At 71.7% G+C, this 17,066-nt stretch carries 13 protein-coding genes, 2 tRNA genes and 1 pseudogene; 5 read left to right on the top strand and 11 right to left on the bottom strand.

Annotation, left to right across the window (positions count from 1 at the left end; translation table 11 throughout):
• Positions 1 to 67: 67 nt before the first annotated feature.
• From AACH10_RS04220 to AACH10_RS04200, 5 genes are all read right to left on the bottom strand, one after another.
• Positions 68 to 1,030 (bottom strand): ribose-phosphate pyrophosphokinase, encoded by a 963-nt coding sequence (locus AACH10_RS04220; RefSeq protein WP_341409101.1) that lies wholly within the window; start codon positions 1,028 to 1,030, stop codon positions 68 to 70.
• Positions 1,031 to 1,086: 56 nt separating this feature from the next.
• Positions 1,087 to 1,163, bottom strand: a tRNA-Gln gene (locus AACH10_RS04215).
• Positions 1,164 to 1,201: 38 nt separating this feature from the next.
• Entirely contained in the window at positions 1,202 to 2,092 is an 891-nt protein-coding gene (gene ispE / locus AACH10_RS04210; RefSeq protein ID WP_341409200.1) for a 4-(cytidine 5'-diphospho)-2-C-methyl-D-erythritol kinase, read from the bottom strand.
• A gap of 71 nt (positions 2,093 to 2,163) precedes the next feature.
• Positions 2,164 to 2,697, bottom strand: coding sequence for a lipoprotein insertase outer membrane protein LolB (locus AACH10_RS04205; RefSeq protein WP_341409100.1), 534 nt, complete (start codon positions 2,695 to 2,697; stop codon positions 2,164 to 2,166).
• Positions 2,697 to 4,568 carry a tetratricopeptide repeat protein gene (locus AACH10_RS04200; RefSeq protein ID WP_479725274.1) on the bottom strand — a complete coding sequence of 624 codons (1,872 nt, stop codon included), beginning with the start codon at positions 4,566 to 4,568 and terminating at the stop codon, positions 2,697 to 2,699. Before AACH10_RS04200 ends, AACH10_RS04205 begins: the two co-directional genes overlap by 1 nt.
• Before the next feature lie 50 nt (positions 4,569 to 4,618).
• Between AACH10_RS04200 and mutM the strand changes: the two genes are divergently transcribed.
• From mutM to mutY, 3 genes are all read left to right on the top strand, one after another.
• The gene (mutM, locus tag AACH10_RS04195; protein WP_341409098.1) at positions 4,619 to 5,452 is read left to right on the top strand and encodes a bifunctional DNA-formamidopyrimidine glycosylase/DNA-(apurinic or apyrimidinic site) lyase; all 834 of its coding nucleotides are present in this window, start codon (positions 4,619 to 4,621) and stop codon (positions 5,450 to 5,452) included.
• Positions 5,453 to 5,614: 162 nt separating this feature from the next.
• On the top strand, positions 5,615 to 7,612 hold the full coding sequence (locus AACH10_RS04190; RefSeq protein ID WP_341409097.1) for a dynamin family protein: 1,998 nt from the start codon (positions 5,615 to 5,617) through the stop codon (positions 7,610 to 7,612).
• Positions 7,609 to 8,715 carry an A/G-specific adenine glycosylase gene (gene mutY, locus AACH10_RS04185; protein ID WP_341409096.1) on the top strand — a complete coding sequence of 369 codons (1,107 nt, stop codon included), beginning with the start codon at positions 7,609 to 7,611 and terminating at the stop codon, positions 8,713 to 8,715. Before AACH10_RS04190 ends, mutY begins: the two co-directional genes overlap by 4 nt.
• A gap of 19 nt (positions 8,716 to 8,734) precedes the next feature.
• Here the strand turns inward: mutY and AACH10_RS04180 are convergent, their stop codons facing one another.
• The 4 genes from AACH10_RS04180 to AACH10_RS04165 are packed head-to-tail and all read right to left on the bottom strand — an operon-like array spanning position 8,735 to position 12,892.
• Positions 8,735 to 9,373 carry an LON peptidase substrate-binding domain-containing protein gene (locus tag AACH10_RS04180; RefSeq protein WP_341409095.1) on the bottom strand — a complete coding sequence of 213 codons (639 nt, stop codon included), beginning with the start codon at positions 9,371 to 9,373 and terminating at the stop codon, positions 8,735 to 8,737.
• A complete protein-coding gene (rapZ, locus tag AACH10_RS04175; protein ID WP_341409094.1) occupies positions 9,370 to 10,284 on the bottom strand; it encodes an RNase adapter RapZ in 915 nt (304 codons plus the stop codon). Before rapZ ends, AACH10_RS04180 begins: the two co-directional genes overlap by 4 nt.
• On the bottom strand, positions 10,281 to 12,014 hold the full coding sequence (gene recN, locus AACH10_RS04170) for a DNA repair protein RecN (RefSeq protein WP_341409093.1): 1,734 nt from the start codon (positions 12,012 to 12,014) through the stop codon (positions 10,281 to 10,283). Before recN ends, rapZ begins: the two co-directional genes overlap by 4 nt.
• A gap of 2 nt (positions 12,015 to 12,016) precedes the next feature.
• Positions 12,017 to 12,892, bottom strand: a complete 876-nt coding sequence (locus AACH10_RS04165; RefSeq protein WP_341409092.1) for an NAD kinase — start codon at positions 12,890 to 12,892, stop codon at positions 12,017 to 12,019.
• 99 nt (positions 12,893 to 12,991) lie between these two features.
• Here AACH10_RS04165 and hrcA point away from each other — a divergent pair, with 99 nt between their 5' ends.
• Positions 12,992 to 14,017 (top strand): heat-inducible transcriptional repressor HrcA, encoded by a 1,026-nt coding sequence (gene hrcA / locus AACH10_RS04160; RefSeq protein ID WP_341409091.1) that lies wholly within the window; start codon positions 12,992 to 12,994, stop codon positions 14,015 to 14,017.
• 95 nt (positions 14,018 to 14,112) lie between these two features.
• Here hrcA and AACH10_RS04155 read toward each other — a convergent pair whose 3' ends face one another.
• Positions 14,113 to 14,589: a CreA family protein gene (locus AACH10_RS04155; RefSeq protein WP_341409090.1), complete on the bottom strand. Its 477-nt coding sequence runs from the start codon at positions 14,587 to 14,589 to the stop codon at positions 14,113 to 14,115.
• An 85-nt stretch (positions 14,590 to 14,674) separates the two neighbouring features.
• Between AACH10_RS04155 and AACH10_RS04150 the strand changes: the two genes are divergently transcribed.
• A tRNA-Ile gene (locus tag AACH10_RS04150) sits at positions 14,675 to 14,751 on the top strand.
• Positions 14,752 to 14,788: 37 nt separating this feature from the next.
• Here AACH10_RS04150 and katG read toward each other — a convergent pair.
• Positions 14,789 to 16,993: pseudogene (gene katG, locus AACH10_RS04145) on the bottom strand (catalase/peroxidase HPI).
• Positions 16,994 to 17,066 lie beyond the last annotated feature (73 nt).

Here is a 17,066-nt window from a genome sequence, read left to right as displayed (position 1 = left end):
GGCCCCGCGACCAGGTGCCCAAGGGTGAAAGGGCGCGGCCCGCGAAGGCTGCGCCCTGAGAAGCCGGTCAGAAGTTGCTGTTCTGCTCGGCGAAAAGCGAGGTGACCGATTCGCCATCGGAGATGCGGCGGATGGTCTCGGCGAACAGGAAGGCCACCGACAGCTGGCGGATCTTCTTGCAGGCCTTGGCGGCGTCGGACAGCGGGATCGTGTTGGTGATCACCACTTCGTCGAGCTGGCTGTTGCCGATGCGCTCGACGGCCGGGCCGGACAGGATGGGGTGGGTGCAATACGCGAACACGCGCTTGGCGCCGCGGTCCTTCAGCACCTCGGCCGCCTTCACCAGCGTGCCGGCGGTGTCGATCATGTCGTCCATGATCACGCAGTTGCGGCCCTCGATCTCGCCGATCACGTGCATCACTTCCGACACGTTGGCCTTGGGCCGGCGCTTGTCGATGATGGCAAGGTCGCAACCCATCTGCTTGGCCAGTGCGCGGGCGCGCACCACGCCGCCCACATCAGGGCTGACCACCACCAGGTCGGGGTAGGCCTTGCTCTTCAGATCGGACAGCAGCACCGGGCTGGCGTAGATGTTGTCGACCGGGATGTCGAAGAAACCCTGGATCTGGTCGGCATGCAGGTCCATCGTGAGCACGCGCTCGACGCCCACGGTTTCCAGCAGGTTGGCCACCACCTTGGCCGAGATCGGCACGCGCATCGAGCGCGGGCGGCGGTCCTGGCGGGCATAGCCGAAGTAGGGGATCACGGCGGTGATGCGGCGCGCGCTGGCGCGCTTCAACGCATCGACCATGATCAGGAGTTCCATCAGGTTGTCGTTCGTCGGCGCGCAGGTGCTCTGCACGACGAACACGTCGCGGGCGCGGACGTTCTGCTGGATCTCGACGGTCACCTCGCCATCGGAAAACTTGCCGACATGGGCCTTGCCCAGTTCGACGCCCAGGTGGCGTGCCATTTCCTGCGCGAGGACGGGATTGGCATTGCCGGTGAACAGTACGGTGTTGAACAGCACGGCTCGCTCCGCGTCAGACTCGGAATATGGCAAGGGGGAGGTGAACTGAAGATGTTTGGCAGGGGAGGAAGGACTCGAACCCTCGCATGTCGGAATCAAAATCCGATGCCTTGACCAACTTGGCGACTCCCCTACACAGGACCCGGCTTGCGCCGAACCCTCAAAACCGTTTCAACCTGCCCATTCCACCAGGGGGTGGCGGGCGAGGCTGCGGCACATGCGTCCAACCCAGGTTGGCGGAAGTTCATCCGCCGCCCAGTTCGCCAAAGGTTGGCTGCCGGTGCCGGCTCTCGCGAACACTGCGCTGCCTGAACCCGTCATGCGGCTGTTGCCGAAGCGTTGTTCAAGCCACGCGGCGACTTGCGTCACCTCGCTGCAGTGGCTTTCAGCCGGCGGCTGCAGGTCATTTTGACCGTAACCGCTTTCGATGCCGCCGCGTTGTTTTGCGTCTGCGAGAAAGTCCATGACTATAGCAGTCTTTGTGGCTCTTGCCAACAGGGGGCTCGAAAAGATTGCAGCGGTGGCGATCGAGGCCGCCGGTTTGACCACCGCGAACCACTGCGGCGGCAGGGCTTCGGGCGGCAGCGGCGTGAGCTGCTCGCCGATGCCTTCGACGAAGGCGTTGTCGCCGCCGATGAAGAACGGCACGTCGGCGCCCAGCGGCAGCGCCAGCGCGGCCAGGCGTTCGCGCGGCCAGTGCAGGCGCCACAGGCGGTTGAGCGCCAGCAGCGTGCTGGCCGCGTCGGAGCTGCCGCCGCCCAGCCCGGCGCCCCAGGGCACCTGCTTGAGCACCGAGATGTCGGCCCCCAGCGTGCAGCCACTGGCCTGCTGCAGCGCGCGGGCGGCGCGCAGGCTCAGGTCGTCGGCCGGCAGGGCCGGGCCCAGGTCGTGGCGGGCCAGCCGGCCGTCGCTGCGGCGCTCGAAGTGCAGCGTGTCGCACCAGTCGATCAGCGCGAACACCGACTGCAGCAGGTGGTAGCCGTCGGGCCGCCGGCCCACGACGTGCAGGAACAGGTTGATCTTGGCCGGGGCCGGAACGTCGTAGAGCGCGTGCAGGGGCATGGCGCGATTGTCGCGGCCTGTGGGCGCCGCCGCGGGCACGGCCACGGGCATGCGGCCGCTCAGGCACTCGCTCAGGAGGCCGGCGTCAGGCGCACGCGCACCGTCACGGCCGGTGGGCCGGGGCGCCGCGCCTCCAGCCAGCCTTCGGCCAGGCGTGCCAGGCTGACCTGCCAGCCCAGCTGTTCGAAGCCGGCCACGCCGTCGCTGCGCCCGGCATGGGCCGCGCCGGGCCAGGGGCGTCCACGCAGCCAATCGAACAGCGCGGCGATCGGGAAGGCCTCGCCCAGGCTGTGCTCGGCCAGGGCGTCGAGCGTGGCGAACGGCTGCTCGCCCTGGGGGCTGCGCAACCACGCGCCGGCGGGCGTCCAGCGGGCCTGCGCCGCGGTGGCGCCCAGCGGGCCGCTGAGCACCAGCAGACCCTGTTCGGCGCTGCCGCTGAGCTCGAAGCTGGCGCTCAGGTCGCGCTCGGGCTGGCCGTCCACGCGCAGGGCCAGGCGGCCTTCCAGCACGGGGAGGGTGGCATCGCCGGGCCGGGAGGCCGGCGTAGCGCAGGCGCCCAGCAGCGCGGTGCAGGCCAGCGCCAGCATGCCGCGCCGACGCGGCATCAGAGGCCGACCTTCAGCCGGCCCAGGGTCTCGCGCAGCACCTCGTTCTGGGCGTCGCGGGCCTGCGCCTCGCGCCAGATGCGGCGGGCTTCGTCCTTCTGGCCGGCGGCCCACAGCACCTCGCCCAGGTGGGCGGCGATCTCGGTGTCGGGGCGGGCGCCATAGGCTTGGCGCAGCAGGCGCAGCGCCTCGTCGTGGCGGCCCAGGCGGAATTCGGCCCAGCCCAGGCTGTCGGTGATGAAGGGGTCACCGGGCGCGAGTTCCAGCGCGCGCTGGATCAGCTCGCGCGCCTCGGGCAGCCGCACATTGCGGTCGACCAGCGAATAGCCCAGCGCATTGTGCGCATGCGGGTGTTCGGGCTTGAGCTCGATCACGCGGCGCAGCAGCCGCTCCATCTCGGCGAAGCGGTTGAGCTTCTCCTCGACCATGGCCTGTTCGTAGATCAGGTCGACATCGTCCTTGAAGCGGCCGGCGGCCTCGGCCAGCACCTCGGCGGCCTCGCGCCAGCGCTTGACGTCGCGCAGCATCTGCGCCTCGGCCATGGCCTTGGCGCGCGCATCGTCGCCGGTGCGCTCGGGCACGGCGCGGATCATCGCGCGGGCTTCCTTGATCTTGCCCTGGCGGGCCAGCATGGTGGCGCGGCGCGCCTGCACCTCGATCAGGCGCTGCGGGTTGTCGACCTTGGCCAGCCATTGCTCGGCCCCCTTCAGGTCGCCGCGCTGCTCGGCCGCCTGGGCCAGCAGCAGCCAGGCCTGGTTCAGGCCGGTGGTGGCGCTGCCGCCCGATTCGGCGTCGCCATCGGCGTCGTCGTCCTCGTCGGGCGCTGTGGCGGGCCGGCTGGCGGTGGGTGTGGTGGCCGCCGCGCTGCCGTCGGCCCCCTTGGGCGCCTGCGCCAGCTCGACGTAGTGCAGCAGCGCCTGCTCGGCCTCGCGGGGCTGGCGCAGTTCCAGCCGCAGTGCGCCCAGTGTCAGCCAGGGGTCGGGCAGTTGCGGGCGCTCGCGTGTCACCTGCTCGAGCTGGGGCGTGGCCTCGGCGTAGCGTTGCGACTGGGTGAGCGCACGCACCCAGGCCAGGCGCACGGCCGGCTCGGCGTCGGGGCGCGCCAGGTAGGCCGTGACCACGGCCTCGGCGGCGGGCGTGGCCGGCAGCATCTCCAGTGCCAGCAGGGCCGGGCCGGCCGACGCCGGATCGCTGGCCTGGGCCGCCTGGGCCAGGGCCAGGGCCTTGGGGGCCTCGTTGTTGGCCAGGTGCATGCGGCCCAGCGTCAGCTGGCTGGGCAGGCGCGTGGCCGGGGCCGACTGGTACGGGGCCACCAGCTTCTCGACCAGGGCCAGGGCCTGGGCGCGGTCGGGCATGCGCTGCAGCAGGCGCGGCAGTGCGGTGATCAGGCCCGGGCGCTCCATCACCGGCAGCTTCTGCAGCCAGGTGCTGAGCGGGACCGCCGTTTCGGCCGGGCGGTTCAGCGCGAACAGGATCTGCGTCTGGTAGCGCAGCGGCGCCACCGACAGCGGCTTGGCATCGGCCCAGGCCTTGGCTGCGGCCAGGGCCTGGTCGCCGGCGCGGGCCTGCAGGGCGATGTCGACCGCGCGCTGGAACAGCGCCTCGTCGCCCTGGCGGCGCGCGGCGTCGAGCAGGATCTCGTAGGCCGAGCCGGCGCGGCCGGCACGCAGCTCCATCTCGCCGATCAGCAACTGGTAGAACATCGGCGCGTCCAGCGACGAGTTCTCGACCGGCGCGGCAGGGGCTTCAGGCGCTGCCGCGGCCTCGGCACTCTGGGCCGAGGCGGCACCGCAGGCGAGCGCTGCGGCGAGCACGGCCCCACGAACGAAAAGGCGCCCGGGGCGGCGCGCGGGGTCGGCTGGGCCGGTCATCAAGACTCCTGAAAACCCGATGGATTCTAGGTGGCGAGGATAATTCCCCGATGCCAGAACTGCCCGAGGTCGAAGTCACGCGCGCCAGCCTGTCGGCGCGTCTCGAGGGGGCGCAGATCCAGGCCGCGCAACTGGGCAAACCGCTGCGCTGGCCGCTGGGCGTGCCGCCCGAATCGCTGCCCGGCCAGCGCGTCGGCGCATTGCAAAGACGCGGCAAATATTTGTGGATGCCCTTGTCGGCGCCCGATGGGCGCGACGCCGGCGGCCTGCTGTGGCACCTGGGCATGTCGGGCTCGTTGCAGTTGTCCGACGCGCCCGGCGAGCGCGGCCCGCACGACCATGTGGAGTTGCGCACCAGCCGTGGCGTCCTGCGGCTGACCGATCCGCGGCGCTTCGGCGCGGTGGTGTGGTCGGCCGGTCTGGGCTGCGATCCGGCGGCCAAGCTGCTGTCCCGCCTGGGCGCCGAGCCCTTCGACGCGGCGCTGACACCGCAGCGCTTCCATGCCGAGCTGCATGCCCGCCGCACGCCGGTGAAGGCGGCGCTGCTGGCCGGCGACATCGTGGTGGGCGCCGGCAACATCTACGCCTGCGAGGCGCTGCACCGCGCCGGCATCGACCCGCGCACGCGCTGCAACGCCATCAGCCGGCCGCGCGCCGAGCGCCTGCTGGGCACGCTGCGCGAGACGCTGGCGCGGGCCATCGCGCTGGGCGGCTCGACGCTGCGCGACTTCAAGGACGCGCATGGCATGAGCGGCGCCTTCCAGCAGGAGGCCGGGGTCTACGGCCGCGAGGGCCAGGCCTGCGGCCGCTGTGGCGGCACGGTGCGGCGCATCGTGCAGGCGCAGCGCTCCACCTACTACTGCCCCGGTTGCCAGCGCCGCTGAACGGCCGGGTGTTCGCCACGCCGCGTTAAATCGATCACAGCGCGGCCGGCGGCCGGGCCGGACGCCGTGAAACAGGCGACCGGACGACGCGCCGGGCCTGCGCTAGCATGGCTTCCCAACCCGGTTCCGCCAGATTCCACCCCAGCCCACCACCGAGGCCGCATGAACAGCCCCCTGCTCACGAGCATCGACACGCTCGCCACCTGGCGGCGCGGGCTGGACCGCAGCATCGAGCGCTTCACCGCGCTGCTCACCGACAACGGCCTGCTCGACGCCGACGGCAAGGCGCTGGCCCAGGCCGTGCGCCAGCGCCTGGCCACCGACCGGCTGGTGGTGGCCTTCGTGGCCGAGTTCTCGCGCGGCAAGTCGGAGCTGATCAACGCGCTGTTCTTCGCCGACATGGGCCGCCGCGTGATGCCGGCCACGCCCGGCCGCACCACCATGTGCCCGGTGGAGCTGGGCTGGGATGCGCAGCAGCCGCCCTCGCTGGCGCTGCTGCCGATCGACACGCGCATCGGCGGCCAGCCGGTGTCGCTGCTGCGCGAGCAGCCCGAGCTGTGGCAGCAGGTGCCGCTGCCGGTGCACGATGCCGACGCGATGGCCGGCGCGCTGGAGCGCGTCACGCAGACCCAGCGCGTCAGCGTGGCCCAGGCGCGTGCACTGGGCTTCTGGAACGACGAGCACCCCGAGGACAACCCGCCGCGCGACGCCGACGACTTGGTCGAGGTGCCGGCCTGGCGCCATGCGCTGGTGAATGTGCCGCACCCGCTGCTGCGCCGCGGCCTGGTGGTGGTCGACACCCCGGGGCTGAACGCCATCGGCGCCGAGCCCGAGCTGACGCTGAGCCTGCTGCCCTCGGCGCATGCCACGGTCTTCGTGCTGGCGGCCGACACCGGCGTCACCAAGGCCGACCTGAGCGTGTGGCGCGACCACCTGGGCAACCAGGCCTGTGAGCGTTTCGTGGTGCTGAACAAGATCGACGCCCTGGTCGACCCGCTGCGCAGCGCCGACGAGGTGGCGGCCCTGCTGCAGCGCCAGTGCGACAGCGTGGGCCAGACCTTGGGCGTGCCGCCGGACCGGGTGTTTCCGCTGTCGGCACGCGATGCGCTGACCGGCCGCGTGCACGGCGATGGCGAGCAACTGGCGCGCAGCCGCCTGCCGGCGCTGGAAGACGCGCTGCTGCAGCAGCTGCTGCCGCAGCGCAGCCGCGTGGTGGGCCGCATGGTGGAAGACGGCGCGCAAGCCCTGCACCAGGGCGCGATGCGCCGCCTGGCCGAGCGCCAGCGCCAGGTGGCCGAGCAGCTGTTCGAGCTGAAGAGCCTGAGCGGCAAGAGCCTGGCCCGGCTGCAGCTGATGACCGGCCGGCTGGATGCCGAGGCGGCCGAGTTCGAGCGCTGCGCGCCGCGCCTGGCGGCGCTGCGCCTGGTGCTGTCGCGCGAATCGCATGGCGTGCTCGACAGCCTCTCCAGCGATCAGGTGCGCGAGGCCGTGCAGCGCATGCGCAGCGACAGCGAGGCGAGCCTGCTGCGCCTGGGTGCGGCGCGGGCCTTCGCGGTGCTGGGCGAACGCCTGCGCGGCATGGTGATGGAGGCCGACCGCCGCCTGGCCGAGCTGGAGACCATGCTGGCCACCTCGCAGGGGCAACTCAACGGCGAGTTCGGCCTGACGCTGGGCCTGCCACCGCGGCCGGCGGCGGCCGACTTCATCGCCGAGCTGCAGCGCATCGAGGCCGGCTACGCACGCCATGTCAGCATCACCCAGGTGTGGCGTCTGGCGCAGCCGGGCTTCATCGAGCAGTTCACGCGGCTGCTGCTGTCCAAGCTGCGCGTGGTGTTCGAGGGCGCGGCGCACGAGATCGAAGGCTGGCTGCGCAGCGTGGGCAGCCAGATGGACGAGCAGCTGCGCGAGCACCGCAAGGCCTTGCAGCAGCGGCGCGAGGCCCATGCGCGCATCCGCGACGCCGAGAGCGGCCTGGAACGCAGCATCGCCGATCTGCAGGGCCAGGAAGAGCGCCTGCAGCGCCTGGCCGAGGACATCGACGCCGAGCTGGACCGCCTGCGCCGCCGTGCCGCGGCGGCGCCCGGCGGCGACAGTGCAGCCTCGCCCCGGCTGCAGCTGGTGACGCCGGCCGACACCGCTGCGGCGCGCGGCGCCGCGTGAGTCGCCACCTGCTGGCCCCCGCGCTGATCGACTGGCAGCGCCGGCATGGCCGTCATGCGCTGCCCTGGCAGCGCACGCGCGACCCGTACCGCGTGTGGCTGTCCGAGATCATGCTGCAGCAGACCCAGGTGAGCACGGTGCTGGGCTACTACGAGCGCTTCCTGGCGCGCTTTCCGGACGTGGCGGCGCTGGCCGCGGCGCACGAGGACGAGGTGCTGGCGCTGTGGAGCGGCCTGGGCTACTACAGCCGCGCGCGCAACCTGCACCGCTGTGCCCAGGCCGTGGTGGCGCAGCATGGCGGGCAGTTTCCGCGCAGCGCCGCGCTGCTGGCCGAGCTGCCGGGCATCGGCCGCTCCACGGCCGCGGCAGTGGCGGCCTTCTGCTTCGGCGAGCGGGTGGCCATCCTCGACGGCAACGTCAAGCGTGTGCTGACCCGCGTGCTGGGCATCGGCGACGACCTGGCCGTGGCCCGCAACGAGCGGGCACTGTGGGATGTGGCGCAGACCCTGCTGCCCGCGGCCACGCAGGCAACAGAGGGCGCCGCCGCCGAAGCCGCCAGCGACATCAGCGCCTACACCCAGGGCCTGATGGACCTGGGTGCCACGCTGTGCACGCCGCGCAAGCCGGCCTGCGACGCCTGCCCCTGGCGTGCGCCCTGCGCGGCCCGCGCCGAAGGCCGGCCCGAGGCCTACCCGGTGAAGACGCGCAAGTTGAAGCGCGGTGCGCGCAGCCATGCGCTGCTGTGGCTGATGCGCGGTGAGGCTGACGTACGCCAGGTGTGGCTGGTGCAGAAGCCGGCCCAGGGCGTGTGGGCCGGGCTGTGGACGTTGCCCGAGTACGACGACGAGGCCGCGCTCGATGCCGCCACCGCCGCCTGGCCCGGCGAGGGCCGCTGGCTGCCGCCGTTCAAGCATGTGCTGACGCACCTGGACTGGACGCTGCAGCCCTGCGTCTGGCAGCTGCCGGCGGCGCTGGCGCATGCCGATCTGGCGGCCATCGAGGCGGCGCTGCCCGGCGGCCGCTGGTGGACGGTGGCCGAGGCCCTGGCCGCCGGCCTGCCGGCGCCGATCCGCAAGCTGCTGGACGCCGGCCCGCCGCGCTGAGGCGCGCGCGCCGGTCGGCTCAGATCACCTGCTTGCTGCGCAGGAACTCGTCGACCAGCTGCAGCCGCGCCAGCGGATCGGCCAGCGCCATCAGCTGCTGCTTGGCGGCCAGTGGCAGCGGCAGCAACTCGCACCAGCGGTTGGCCACCCAGCCGGCCTGGTCGAGCTGGAAGGGCGGCAGGAAGGGGCGCTGGTCTTGCGCTGCCAGGGCCTGGATGGCCTGGCCCAGCGCCAGCGCGCAGGCCGTCATCGCCGCGGGAATCGGCAGCACCGGGTCGTCGGCCAACGGCGTGGCGTCGGCCCGCCACAGGCCGTCGGCCTGCTGCCGCGGTGCGCCCAATTGCACACGGCGCGTGCCCTGGCACTGCACGCGCAGGATGCCCGGCTGCTCGGCATCCAGCTCGTCCAGGCGGGCCAGCGTGCCCAGGCTCTCGAAGCGCGGCGGCGCCTCGCCCGGGTGCTGCACCTCGCTGCCCTGGTGAATGCACACCACGGCGAAAGGCTCGCCGCTGCGCAGGCAGCGGCTCATCAGGTCGAGGTAGCGCGCCTCGAAGACCTTGAGCCCCAGCTTCGCGCCAGGAAACAGCACCATCTGCAGCGGAAACAGCGGCAGGTCGGGCAGCGTCACACCCACGGCGGGCGCTTCGGTGGCGCTCACCCGTTGGCGTCCAGCTCGCGGTGGCGCACCAGCGTGGCGCCGTGGTCGGCAAAGCGCCGGCCCAGCTGCTCGACCATGTAGACCGAGCGGTGCTGGCCGCCGGTGCAGCCGATGGCCACGGTGACATAACCGCGCTGGTCGGTGGCCAGCGAGGGCAGCCAGCGCCGCACGAAGGCCTCGATCTGCGCCATCAGCTCGGCGGCCTCGGGCTGCTGCGCCAGGAAGTCGATCACCGGCTGGTCGCGGCCCGACATCGGCCGCAGCTCGCGCACGTAGTACGGATTGGGCAGCATGCGCACGTCGAACACGTAGTCGGCATCCAGCGGCACGCCGTACTTGAACGCGAAGCTCTCGAACACCAGGGTCAGGCGGTCGGTGGGCGTGGCCAGCAGCTGGCGCATGTGGGCGCGCAGGCCGGCCGGGCGCAGCACGCTGGTGTCGATGACCGTGGACAGCTCGCGCAGCTCGGCCAGCAGCAGGCGCTCGAGCTCGATGGCCTCGATCAGCGCATGCTGGCCGTTGCCGTCGATCTCGGGGTGGCTCAGCGGGTGCGGGCGGCGCGTTTCGGAGAAGCGGCGCACCAAGGTGTCGGTGCCGGCGTCCAGGAAGATCGGACGGATGGTCACGCCCTCGCTGCGCAACTCGGCCACCAGCGGCACCAGGCCGTTGAGCGAGCGGCCGGCGCGCACATCCACCGCCACCGCCACGCGGCGGGTGTAGCGCGGGTTGTCGAGGGCCATGTAGGCGCACAGCAACTCGGGCGGCAGGTTGTCCACGCAGAAGAAGCCGGCATCCTCCAGCGCATGCAGGGCCACCGACTTGCCCGAGCCCGAGATGCCGCTGATCAGCACCAGCTCGCGGCTGGCGGACACGGGGGCGGACGGGGAGGCGGGTACGGCGTCGGTGCTCATGCTTTGCTGCGGCGGCGGGCGGGGGGCTTGCCAGGGGCGGCGGGTGCGTCAACCTGCGGCGGCTGTGCCAGCATGGCCTGGGCATGGGCCAGGCTGGTGCCGGCCATGCGCTCGCCGCCCAGCATGCGCGCCACCTCGGCCACGCGGGCCTCGCCAGCCACCGGGGCCACACTGCTGGCAGTGCGACCATCGGCCTGCGGGGCCTTGGCCACCACGTAGTGCTGGTCGGCACAAGCGGCCACCTGGGCCAGGTGGGTCACGGCCAGCACCTGCACGCGGCTGCCCAGCTGCTTCATCAAGGCGCCCACGGTGTCGCCCACGGCGCCGCCGATGCCGGCGTCGATCTCGTCGAAGATCAGCGTGCCGGGGCCTGCCTGATTGCCTCTCGCGCCAGCCGACTGCACGGTGGTGACGGCAATCGCCAGTGCCAGGCGCGACAGCTCGCCACCCGAGGCCACCTTGGCCAGCGGCCGCGGCGTGCTGCCGGCATGGCCGGCGACGAGGAACTCCACGCCCTCCAGCCCCTGCGACTGCGGCGCCGGCAGCGGCGTGAAGCCCACCTCGAAGCGGCCGCCGGCCATGCCCAGGCTTTGCATCGCGCGGCTCACGGCCTCGGCCAGCGGCTTGGCGGCGGCGCGGCGCGCCTTGCCGACGGCCTTGGCCTCGGCCTGGTAGGCGGCATCGGCCTGGGCGTAGGCGGCTTCGAGTGCGGCGGTGTCGGTGGCGGCGTCCAGCGCCTTCAGCTCACTGCGCCAGCTGGCCAGCAGGGCCGGCAGTTCGTCGGGCGGGCGGCGCCAGCGGCGGGCCAGGCCCATCCAGGCCGACATGCGCGCATCCAGCTCGCCCAGGCGGTCGGGGTCGAGCTCGGCACGGCCCAGGTAGGCGTTGAGTTCGTGCGCGGCGTCCTGCAGCTGGGCCAGTGCGCCGTTCAGTGTGTCGATCACCGGCTGCAGCCGGGCGTCGTGGTCGGCCACGTCGGCCAGCGCATCCACGGCGCGGCTGGCCAGGGCCTCGGCATTGGCCTCGTCGCTCTCGGCGATCGCGTTCAGCGCGCCGCGCGTGGCGTCGATCAGCGCCTGCGCATGGGCCAGGCGCTGGTGCTCGGCCGACAGCTCGGCCCATTCGCCCTCGGTCGGGGCCAGCTTGTCGAGCTCGCCCACCTGCCAGGCCAGGCGCTCGCGTTCGCGCTCGATCTCGTCGCGTTGCTCGCGGGCGCGGGCCAGTGCCTCGGCCGCAGCCTTGCGGGCGCCGAACAGCGCCACCAGCGGCGCGGTGGCGATGCCGGCCTGGGTGTCGAGCAGCTCGCGCGCGGCGGCGGCGCGGGTGAGGCTTTGCCAGGCGTGCTGGCCGTGGATGTCCAGCAGGTGGTCGGCCACCTCGCGCAGCTGGGCCACGGTGGCCGGGCTGCCGTTGATCCACGCGCGGCTCTTGCCCTGGGCATCGACCGTGCGGCGCAGCAGCAGCGTGGGCTCGTCGTGATCGAAGCCGGCCTCGTCCAGCCAGCCCAGCAGCGCGGCGGGGCGGTCAAACTCGGCCGTGATGTCGGCGCGGGCGGCGCCTTCGCGCACCACGCCGCTTTCCGCGCGGCTGCCGAGTGCCAGCTGCAGCGCGTCGATCAGGATGGACTTGCCGGCCCCGGTCTCGCCGGTGAGCACCGAGAAGCCGGCATGGAAGTCGAGTTCCAGCGCCGGCACGATGACGAAATCGCGCAGCGCGAGACGGCGCAGCATGGCTAGACCACTCCCTCGTACCAGCGGAGTTTTCTGCGCAGCGTGGCGTAGTAGCTCCAGCCGCGCGGGTGCAGGAAGCGCACCTTGTGCGCCGAGCGCCGCACGCGCACCTGGTCGCCGTGCAGCAGGCTGGCCAGGCCCTGCATGTCGAAGTTGGCCGAGGCGTCGCGGCCGGCCACCACGGTGATGCGCACTTCCTCGGCATCGGGCAGCACGATGGGCCGGTTGCTCATGGTGTGCGAGGCGATCGGCACCACCACCCAGCCGGCGATGCGTGGGTGCAGGATGGGCCCGCCGGCCGACAGCGCATAGGCCGTGCTGCCGGTGGGCGACGAGACGATCAGGCCATCGGCGCGGATGTTGGCGACGAACTCGTCGCCGATGTCCACGCGCAGCTCCACCATGCTGGCGGTGGCGCCGCGGCCCACCACCACGTCGTTCATCGACAGGCCCTCGAAGAAGCGCTCGCCGTCGCGCCACAGCTCGCCTTCGAGCATGGCGCGCGGGTCTTCCTCGTAGTCGCCGGCGATCATCGGCGCCAGGGCCTCGCGCCAGTGGCCCAGCGGCACATCGGTGATGAAGCCCAGCCGGCCCTGGTTGATGCCCACCAGCGGCACGTTGTGGCGGGCCAGCTCGCGGGCGATGCCCAGCATGGTGCCGTCGCCGCCGACCACGATGGCCAGGTCGCAGCGCGCGCCAATCTGCGCGGGGGTGAGGGCGTCGAACTCGGTCAGGCCGGTGCTCAGTGCCGTCTCGCGTTCGAGCGAGACCTCCAGGCCTTCGCGCATCAGGAACTGCGCCACCTCGGCCAGCAGCGGCCGGATGCCTTCGGCCTGGTATTTGCCCACCAGCGCGGCATGATGGAAGCGGCGTGACATCGTGCGGGGGATTACACCACAGGGCCCCTCGGCAAACCCTCGGCGCCACGGGGTTCCCACAGGCCGTTCCGTACAATGAATCGGAGTCACGGAACAGTCATGGACGAGCGCGCCCACACCCTGCTGAAGACCCTGGTCGAGCGCTACATCGCCGATGGCCAGCCGGTGGGTTCGCGCACGCTGTCGCGGGCCTCGGGGCTGGAGCTGTCGCCGGCCACCATCCGCAACGTGATGGCCGACCTGGAAGAGCTGGGCCTGATCGCCAGCCCGCACACCAGCGCCGGGCGCATCCCCACGGCGCGCGGCTACCGCGTGTTCGTCGACACCATGCTCACCGCGCGGCCGGTCAACCTCGACACCATGCCGGCCGACGTGGCCAGCGTGCGCGACCAGTTGCAGCCGGATCAACCGCAGCGCGTGATCGCCCAGGCGGCGCAGATGCTGTCCAGCCTGTCGCATTTTGTGGGCGTGGTGACGGCGCCCAAGCGCGCCGGTGTGTTCCGCCACATCGAGTTCTTGCGCCTGGGCGACAAGCGCGTGCTGGTGATTCTGGTGACGCCCGAGGGCGACGTGCAGAACCGCGTCATCTTCACCGCCCGCGACTACCCCGAGAGCGAGCTGGTGGAGGCCACCAACTTCCTCAACACCCATTACGCCGGCCTGGCGGTGGACGAGATGCGCCTGCGCCTGCGCAGCGAGGTGGATGCGCTGCGCGCCGACATCGCCACGCTGATGCAGGCGGCGGTGCAGGCCGGCAGCGATGCCATGGCCGATGGCGCCGACCAGGTGGTGATCTCGGGTGAGCGCAACCTGCTGGGCGTGCAGGACTTCGGCCAGGACATGGGCTCGCTGCGCAAGATGTTCGACCTGTTCGAGCAGAAGACCGAGTTGCTGCGCCTGCTGGAGAACAGCAGCCGCGCCGAGGGCGTGCAGATCTACATCGGCGGTGAGAGCGGCGTGGTGCCGTACGAGCAGCTGAGCGTGGTGTCGGCGCCGTATGAGGTGGACGGCCGCATCGTCGGCACCCTGGGTGTGGTGGGCCCCACGCGCATGGCCTACGAGCGCATGGTGCAGATCGTGGACATCACCGCGCGCCTGGTCGGCAACGCCCTGAGTCAGAGGTGATGGGGCACCCGGTTCCGCGGGTACGCGGAACCACCCGCCGGGCGGGTTGGCCGGTCAGCTTGGGGCGGCCCGGCGTTTGACCGGCTCGCTTCGGTCTACTTCACTGGGATCGGCGTCGCCCGATCCACCGGCACCGCCGTCACCGCATTCTTCGGCGAGCCGTCGATCAGCCGGTCGGAGTAGGTCAGGTAGACCAGCGCGTTGCGCTGCGCATCCACCATGCGCACCACGCGCAGGCGCTTGAACACCAGGCTGATGCGCTCGCTGAACAGTTCGTCCTGCCTGGGCAACGGCTTCGGGAAGCTGATCGGCCCCACCTGGCGGCAGGCGATCGAGGCCTCGGCCTTGTCTTCGGCGATGCCCAGCGCCCCCTTCACGCCGCCGGTCTTGGCGCGCGAGACATAGCAGGTGACGCCCGGCACCGCGGGGTCGTCATAGGCCTCGACGACGATCTTGTGATCCGGCCCGATCAGCTTGAAGGCCGTGTCCACCTCGCCCAGCTTCTCGGCCTGGGCAGCAGTGGCGGCCAGCAGCAGCGTGGCAAGGGCAGGGGCGAGGCGGCGGACGATCATGCAGGCAACTCCGGTGCAGGGTGCCGGCATTGTGAGCCGGGCCGGGGGCTGTCTTGCGCCGCCTAGAATCGCGCCTCGTCACAGGGGGCCGTTAGCTCAGTTGGTCAGAGCAGAGGACTCATAATCCTTTGGTCATTGGTTCAAGTCCAATACGGCCTACCACCCTGACCGATCCGATCTGCCCGGCCCCCGTCGCCGCTCAGCGCAGATCGAACCGGTCCAGCGCCATCACCTTGCCCCAGGCCGCCACGAAGTCGCGCACGAACTTCTCGCGGTTGTCGTCCTGGGCGTACACCTCGCTGATGGCGCGCAGCTGCGAGTGGGCGCCGAAGGCCAGGTCGACGCGGGTGGCTGTCCACTTCAGCTGGCCGCTGGTGCGGTCGCGGCCTTCGTAGGCGTTGTCGCCCACGGGCTGCCAGGTGGTGGCCATGTCGGTCAGGTGCACGAAGAAGTCGTTGCTGAGCTGGCCCACGCGCTGGGTGAGCACGCCATCGCGGCTGCCGCCGGTGTTGGCACCCAGCACGCGCAGGCCGCCCACCAGCACGGTCATCTCGGGTGCGCTCAGGCCCAGCAGCTGGGCGCGGTCGACCAGCATGGCCTCGGGTGACACGCTGAACGGCGCCTTGCGCCAGTTGCGAAAGCCATCGGCCTGGGGCTCCAGCACCGCGAACGAGTCGGCATCGGTCTGCTCGGGCGTGGCGTCGGTGCGGCCGGGGGTGAAGGGCACTTCGATGGCATGGCCGGCGGCGCGGGCCGCGGCTTCCACGCCGGCGGCGCCGGCCAGCACGATCAGGTCGGCCAGCGAGATGCGCTTGCCGCCGGTCTGCGCGGCGTTGAAGGCGTCGCGCACGCCATCCAGCGTGGCCAGCACGCGGGCGAGTTGCGTGGGGTCGTTCACGGCCCAGTCGCGCTGCGGCGCCAGGCGGATGCGGGCGCCGTTGGCACCGCCGCGCTTGTCACTGCCGCGGAAGGTGCTGGCCGAGGCCCAGGCCGTGGCCACCAGCGCGCTCACGCCCAGGCCGGTGGCCAGCACGCGCTGCTTGAGTTCGGCGATGTCGGCAGCGTCCACCAGCGGGTGGTCCACGGCTGGCAGCGGGTCTTGCCAGATCAGGTCTTCGGCCGGCACCTCGGGGCCCAGGTACAGGCGCTTGGGGCCCATGTCGCGGTGGGTGAGCTTGAACCAGGCGCGGGCGAAGGCGTCGGCAAACTTCTCCGGATGGGCCAGGAAGTCGCGCGAGATCTTCTCGTAGGCGGGGTCGAACTTCAGCGACAGATCGGCCGTGGTCATCATCGGCGCGTGCTGCCTGGTGGGGTCGTGCGCATCGGGGATCATGTCCTCGGGCGCGCAGTCCTTGGCGCGCCATTGGTGGGCGCCCGAGGGGCTCTTCACCAGCTCCCACTCGTACTTGAACAGCACGCTGAAGTAGCCCATGTCCCAGCGGGTGGGGTTCGGCTTCCAGGCACCCTCGATGCCGCTGGTGGTGGTGTGCACGCCGTGGCCGCTGCCGAACTGGTTGATCCAGCCGAAGCCCATCGCCTCCATCGGCGCGGCCTCGGGCTCGGGGCCCACCAGCTTGGGGTCGCCAGCGCCATGGGCCTTGCCGAAGGTGTGGCCGCCGGCGATCAGGGCCACGGTTTCCTCGTCGTTCATGGCCATGCGGGCGAAGGTCTCGCGCACGTCGCGGCCGCTGGCCGCGGGGTCGGGCTTGCCGTCCGGGCCTTCGGGGTTCACGTAGATCAGGCCCATCTGCACGGCGGCCAGCGGGTTCTCCAACTGGCGGTCACCGCTGTAGCGGCTGTGCGGCTTGTCGCTGGTGGCCAGCCACTCGGTCTCGGCGCCCCAGTAGATGTCTTCCTCGGGGGCCCAGATGTCGGCGCGGCCGCCGCCGAAGCCGAAGGTCTTGAAGCCCATGGTCTCCATGGCCACGTTGCCGGCCAGGATGAACAGGTCGGCCCAGCTGATGGCGTTGCCGTACTTCTTCTTCACCGGCCACAGCAGGCGGCGGGCCTTGTCGAGGTTGCCGTTGTCGGGCCAGCTGTTCAACGGCGCGAAGCGCTGGTTGCCGGTGCTGGCGCCGCCGCGGCCATCGGCCGTGCGGTATGTGCCGGCGGCATGCCAGGCCATGCGGATGAACAGGCCGCCGTAGTGGCCCCAATCGGCCGGCCACCAGGGCTGGCTGTCGGTCATCAGCGCGGCCAGGTCGCGCTTGAGGGCGCTGTAGTCCAGCTGGCCGAAGGCGTGGGCGTAGTCGAAGCCGTCGTCCATCGGGCTGGACACCGGCTGGTGCTAGTGCAGGATGGCCAGGTTCAGCTGGTTGGGCCACCAGTCGGCGTTCGAGCGCTGGGCGTGGGTGCTGCGCGCGCCGGTGGTCTGGTGGAACGGGCATTGGCTGATGCTGCTCATCGAGGTCTCCAGGTCAGGATCGAGATCGATAGTCTCTGAAAATGGGGATTGAAAGGCCAATTGAGCCTGGCAA

Origin of the sequence: Pseudaquabacterium inlustre (genome assembly GCF_038066595.1) — a bacterium.
Lineage (GTDB): Bacteria > Pseudomonadota > Gammaproteobacteria > Burkholderiales > Burkholderiaceae_C > Pseudaquabacterium > Pseudaquabacterium inlustre.
Note: the sequence above shows the minus strand (reverse complement) of the source record. Positions and strands in the feature narration are given on the sequence as shown.

Bases quoted from the DNA above. Each gene is read 5' to 3' on its own strand.
- AACH10_RS04190 (WP_341409097.1), top strand. From the start codon at position 5,615: ATGAACAGCCCCCTGCTCACGAGCATCGACACGCTCGCCACCTGGCGG.
- hrcA (WP_341409091.1), top strand. From the start codon at position 12,992: ATGGACGAGCGCGCCCACACCCTGCTGAAGACCCTGGTCGAGCGCTAC.
- rapZ (WP_341409094.1), bottom strand. From the start codon at position 10,284: ATGAGCACCGACGCCGTACCCGCCTCCCCGTCCGCCCCCGTGTCCGCC.
- AACH10_RS04155 (WP_341409090.1), bottom strand. From the start codon at position 14,589: ATGATCGTCCGCCGCCTCGCCCCTGCCCTTGCCACGCTGCTGCTGGCC.
- AACH10_RS04205 (WP_341409100.1), bottom strand. From the start codon at position 2,697: ATGCCGCGTCGGCGCGGCATGCTGGCGCTGGCCTGCACCGCGCTGCTG.
- mutM (WP_341409098.1), top strand. From the start codon at position 4,619: ATGCCAGAACTGCCCGAGGTCGAAGTCACGCGCGCCAGCCTGTCGGCG.
- AACH10_RS04165 (WP_341409092.1), bottom strand. From the start codon at position 12,892: ATGTCACGCCGCTTCCATCATGCCGCGCTGGTGGGCAAATACCAGGCC.
- recN (WP_341409093.1), bottom strand. From the start codon at position 12,014: ATGCTGCGCCGTCTCGCGCTGCGCGATTTCGTCATCGTGCCGGCGCTG.
- ispE (WP_341409200.1), bottom strand. From the start codon at position 2,092: ATGCCCCTGCACGCGCTCTACGACGTTCCGGCCCCGGCCAAGATCAAC.
- AACH10_RS04200 (WP_479725274.1), bottom strand. From the start codon at position 4,568: ATGACCGGCCCAGCCGACCCCGCGCGCCGCCCCGGGCGCCTTTTCGTT.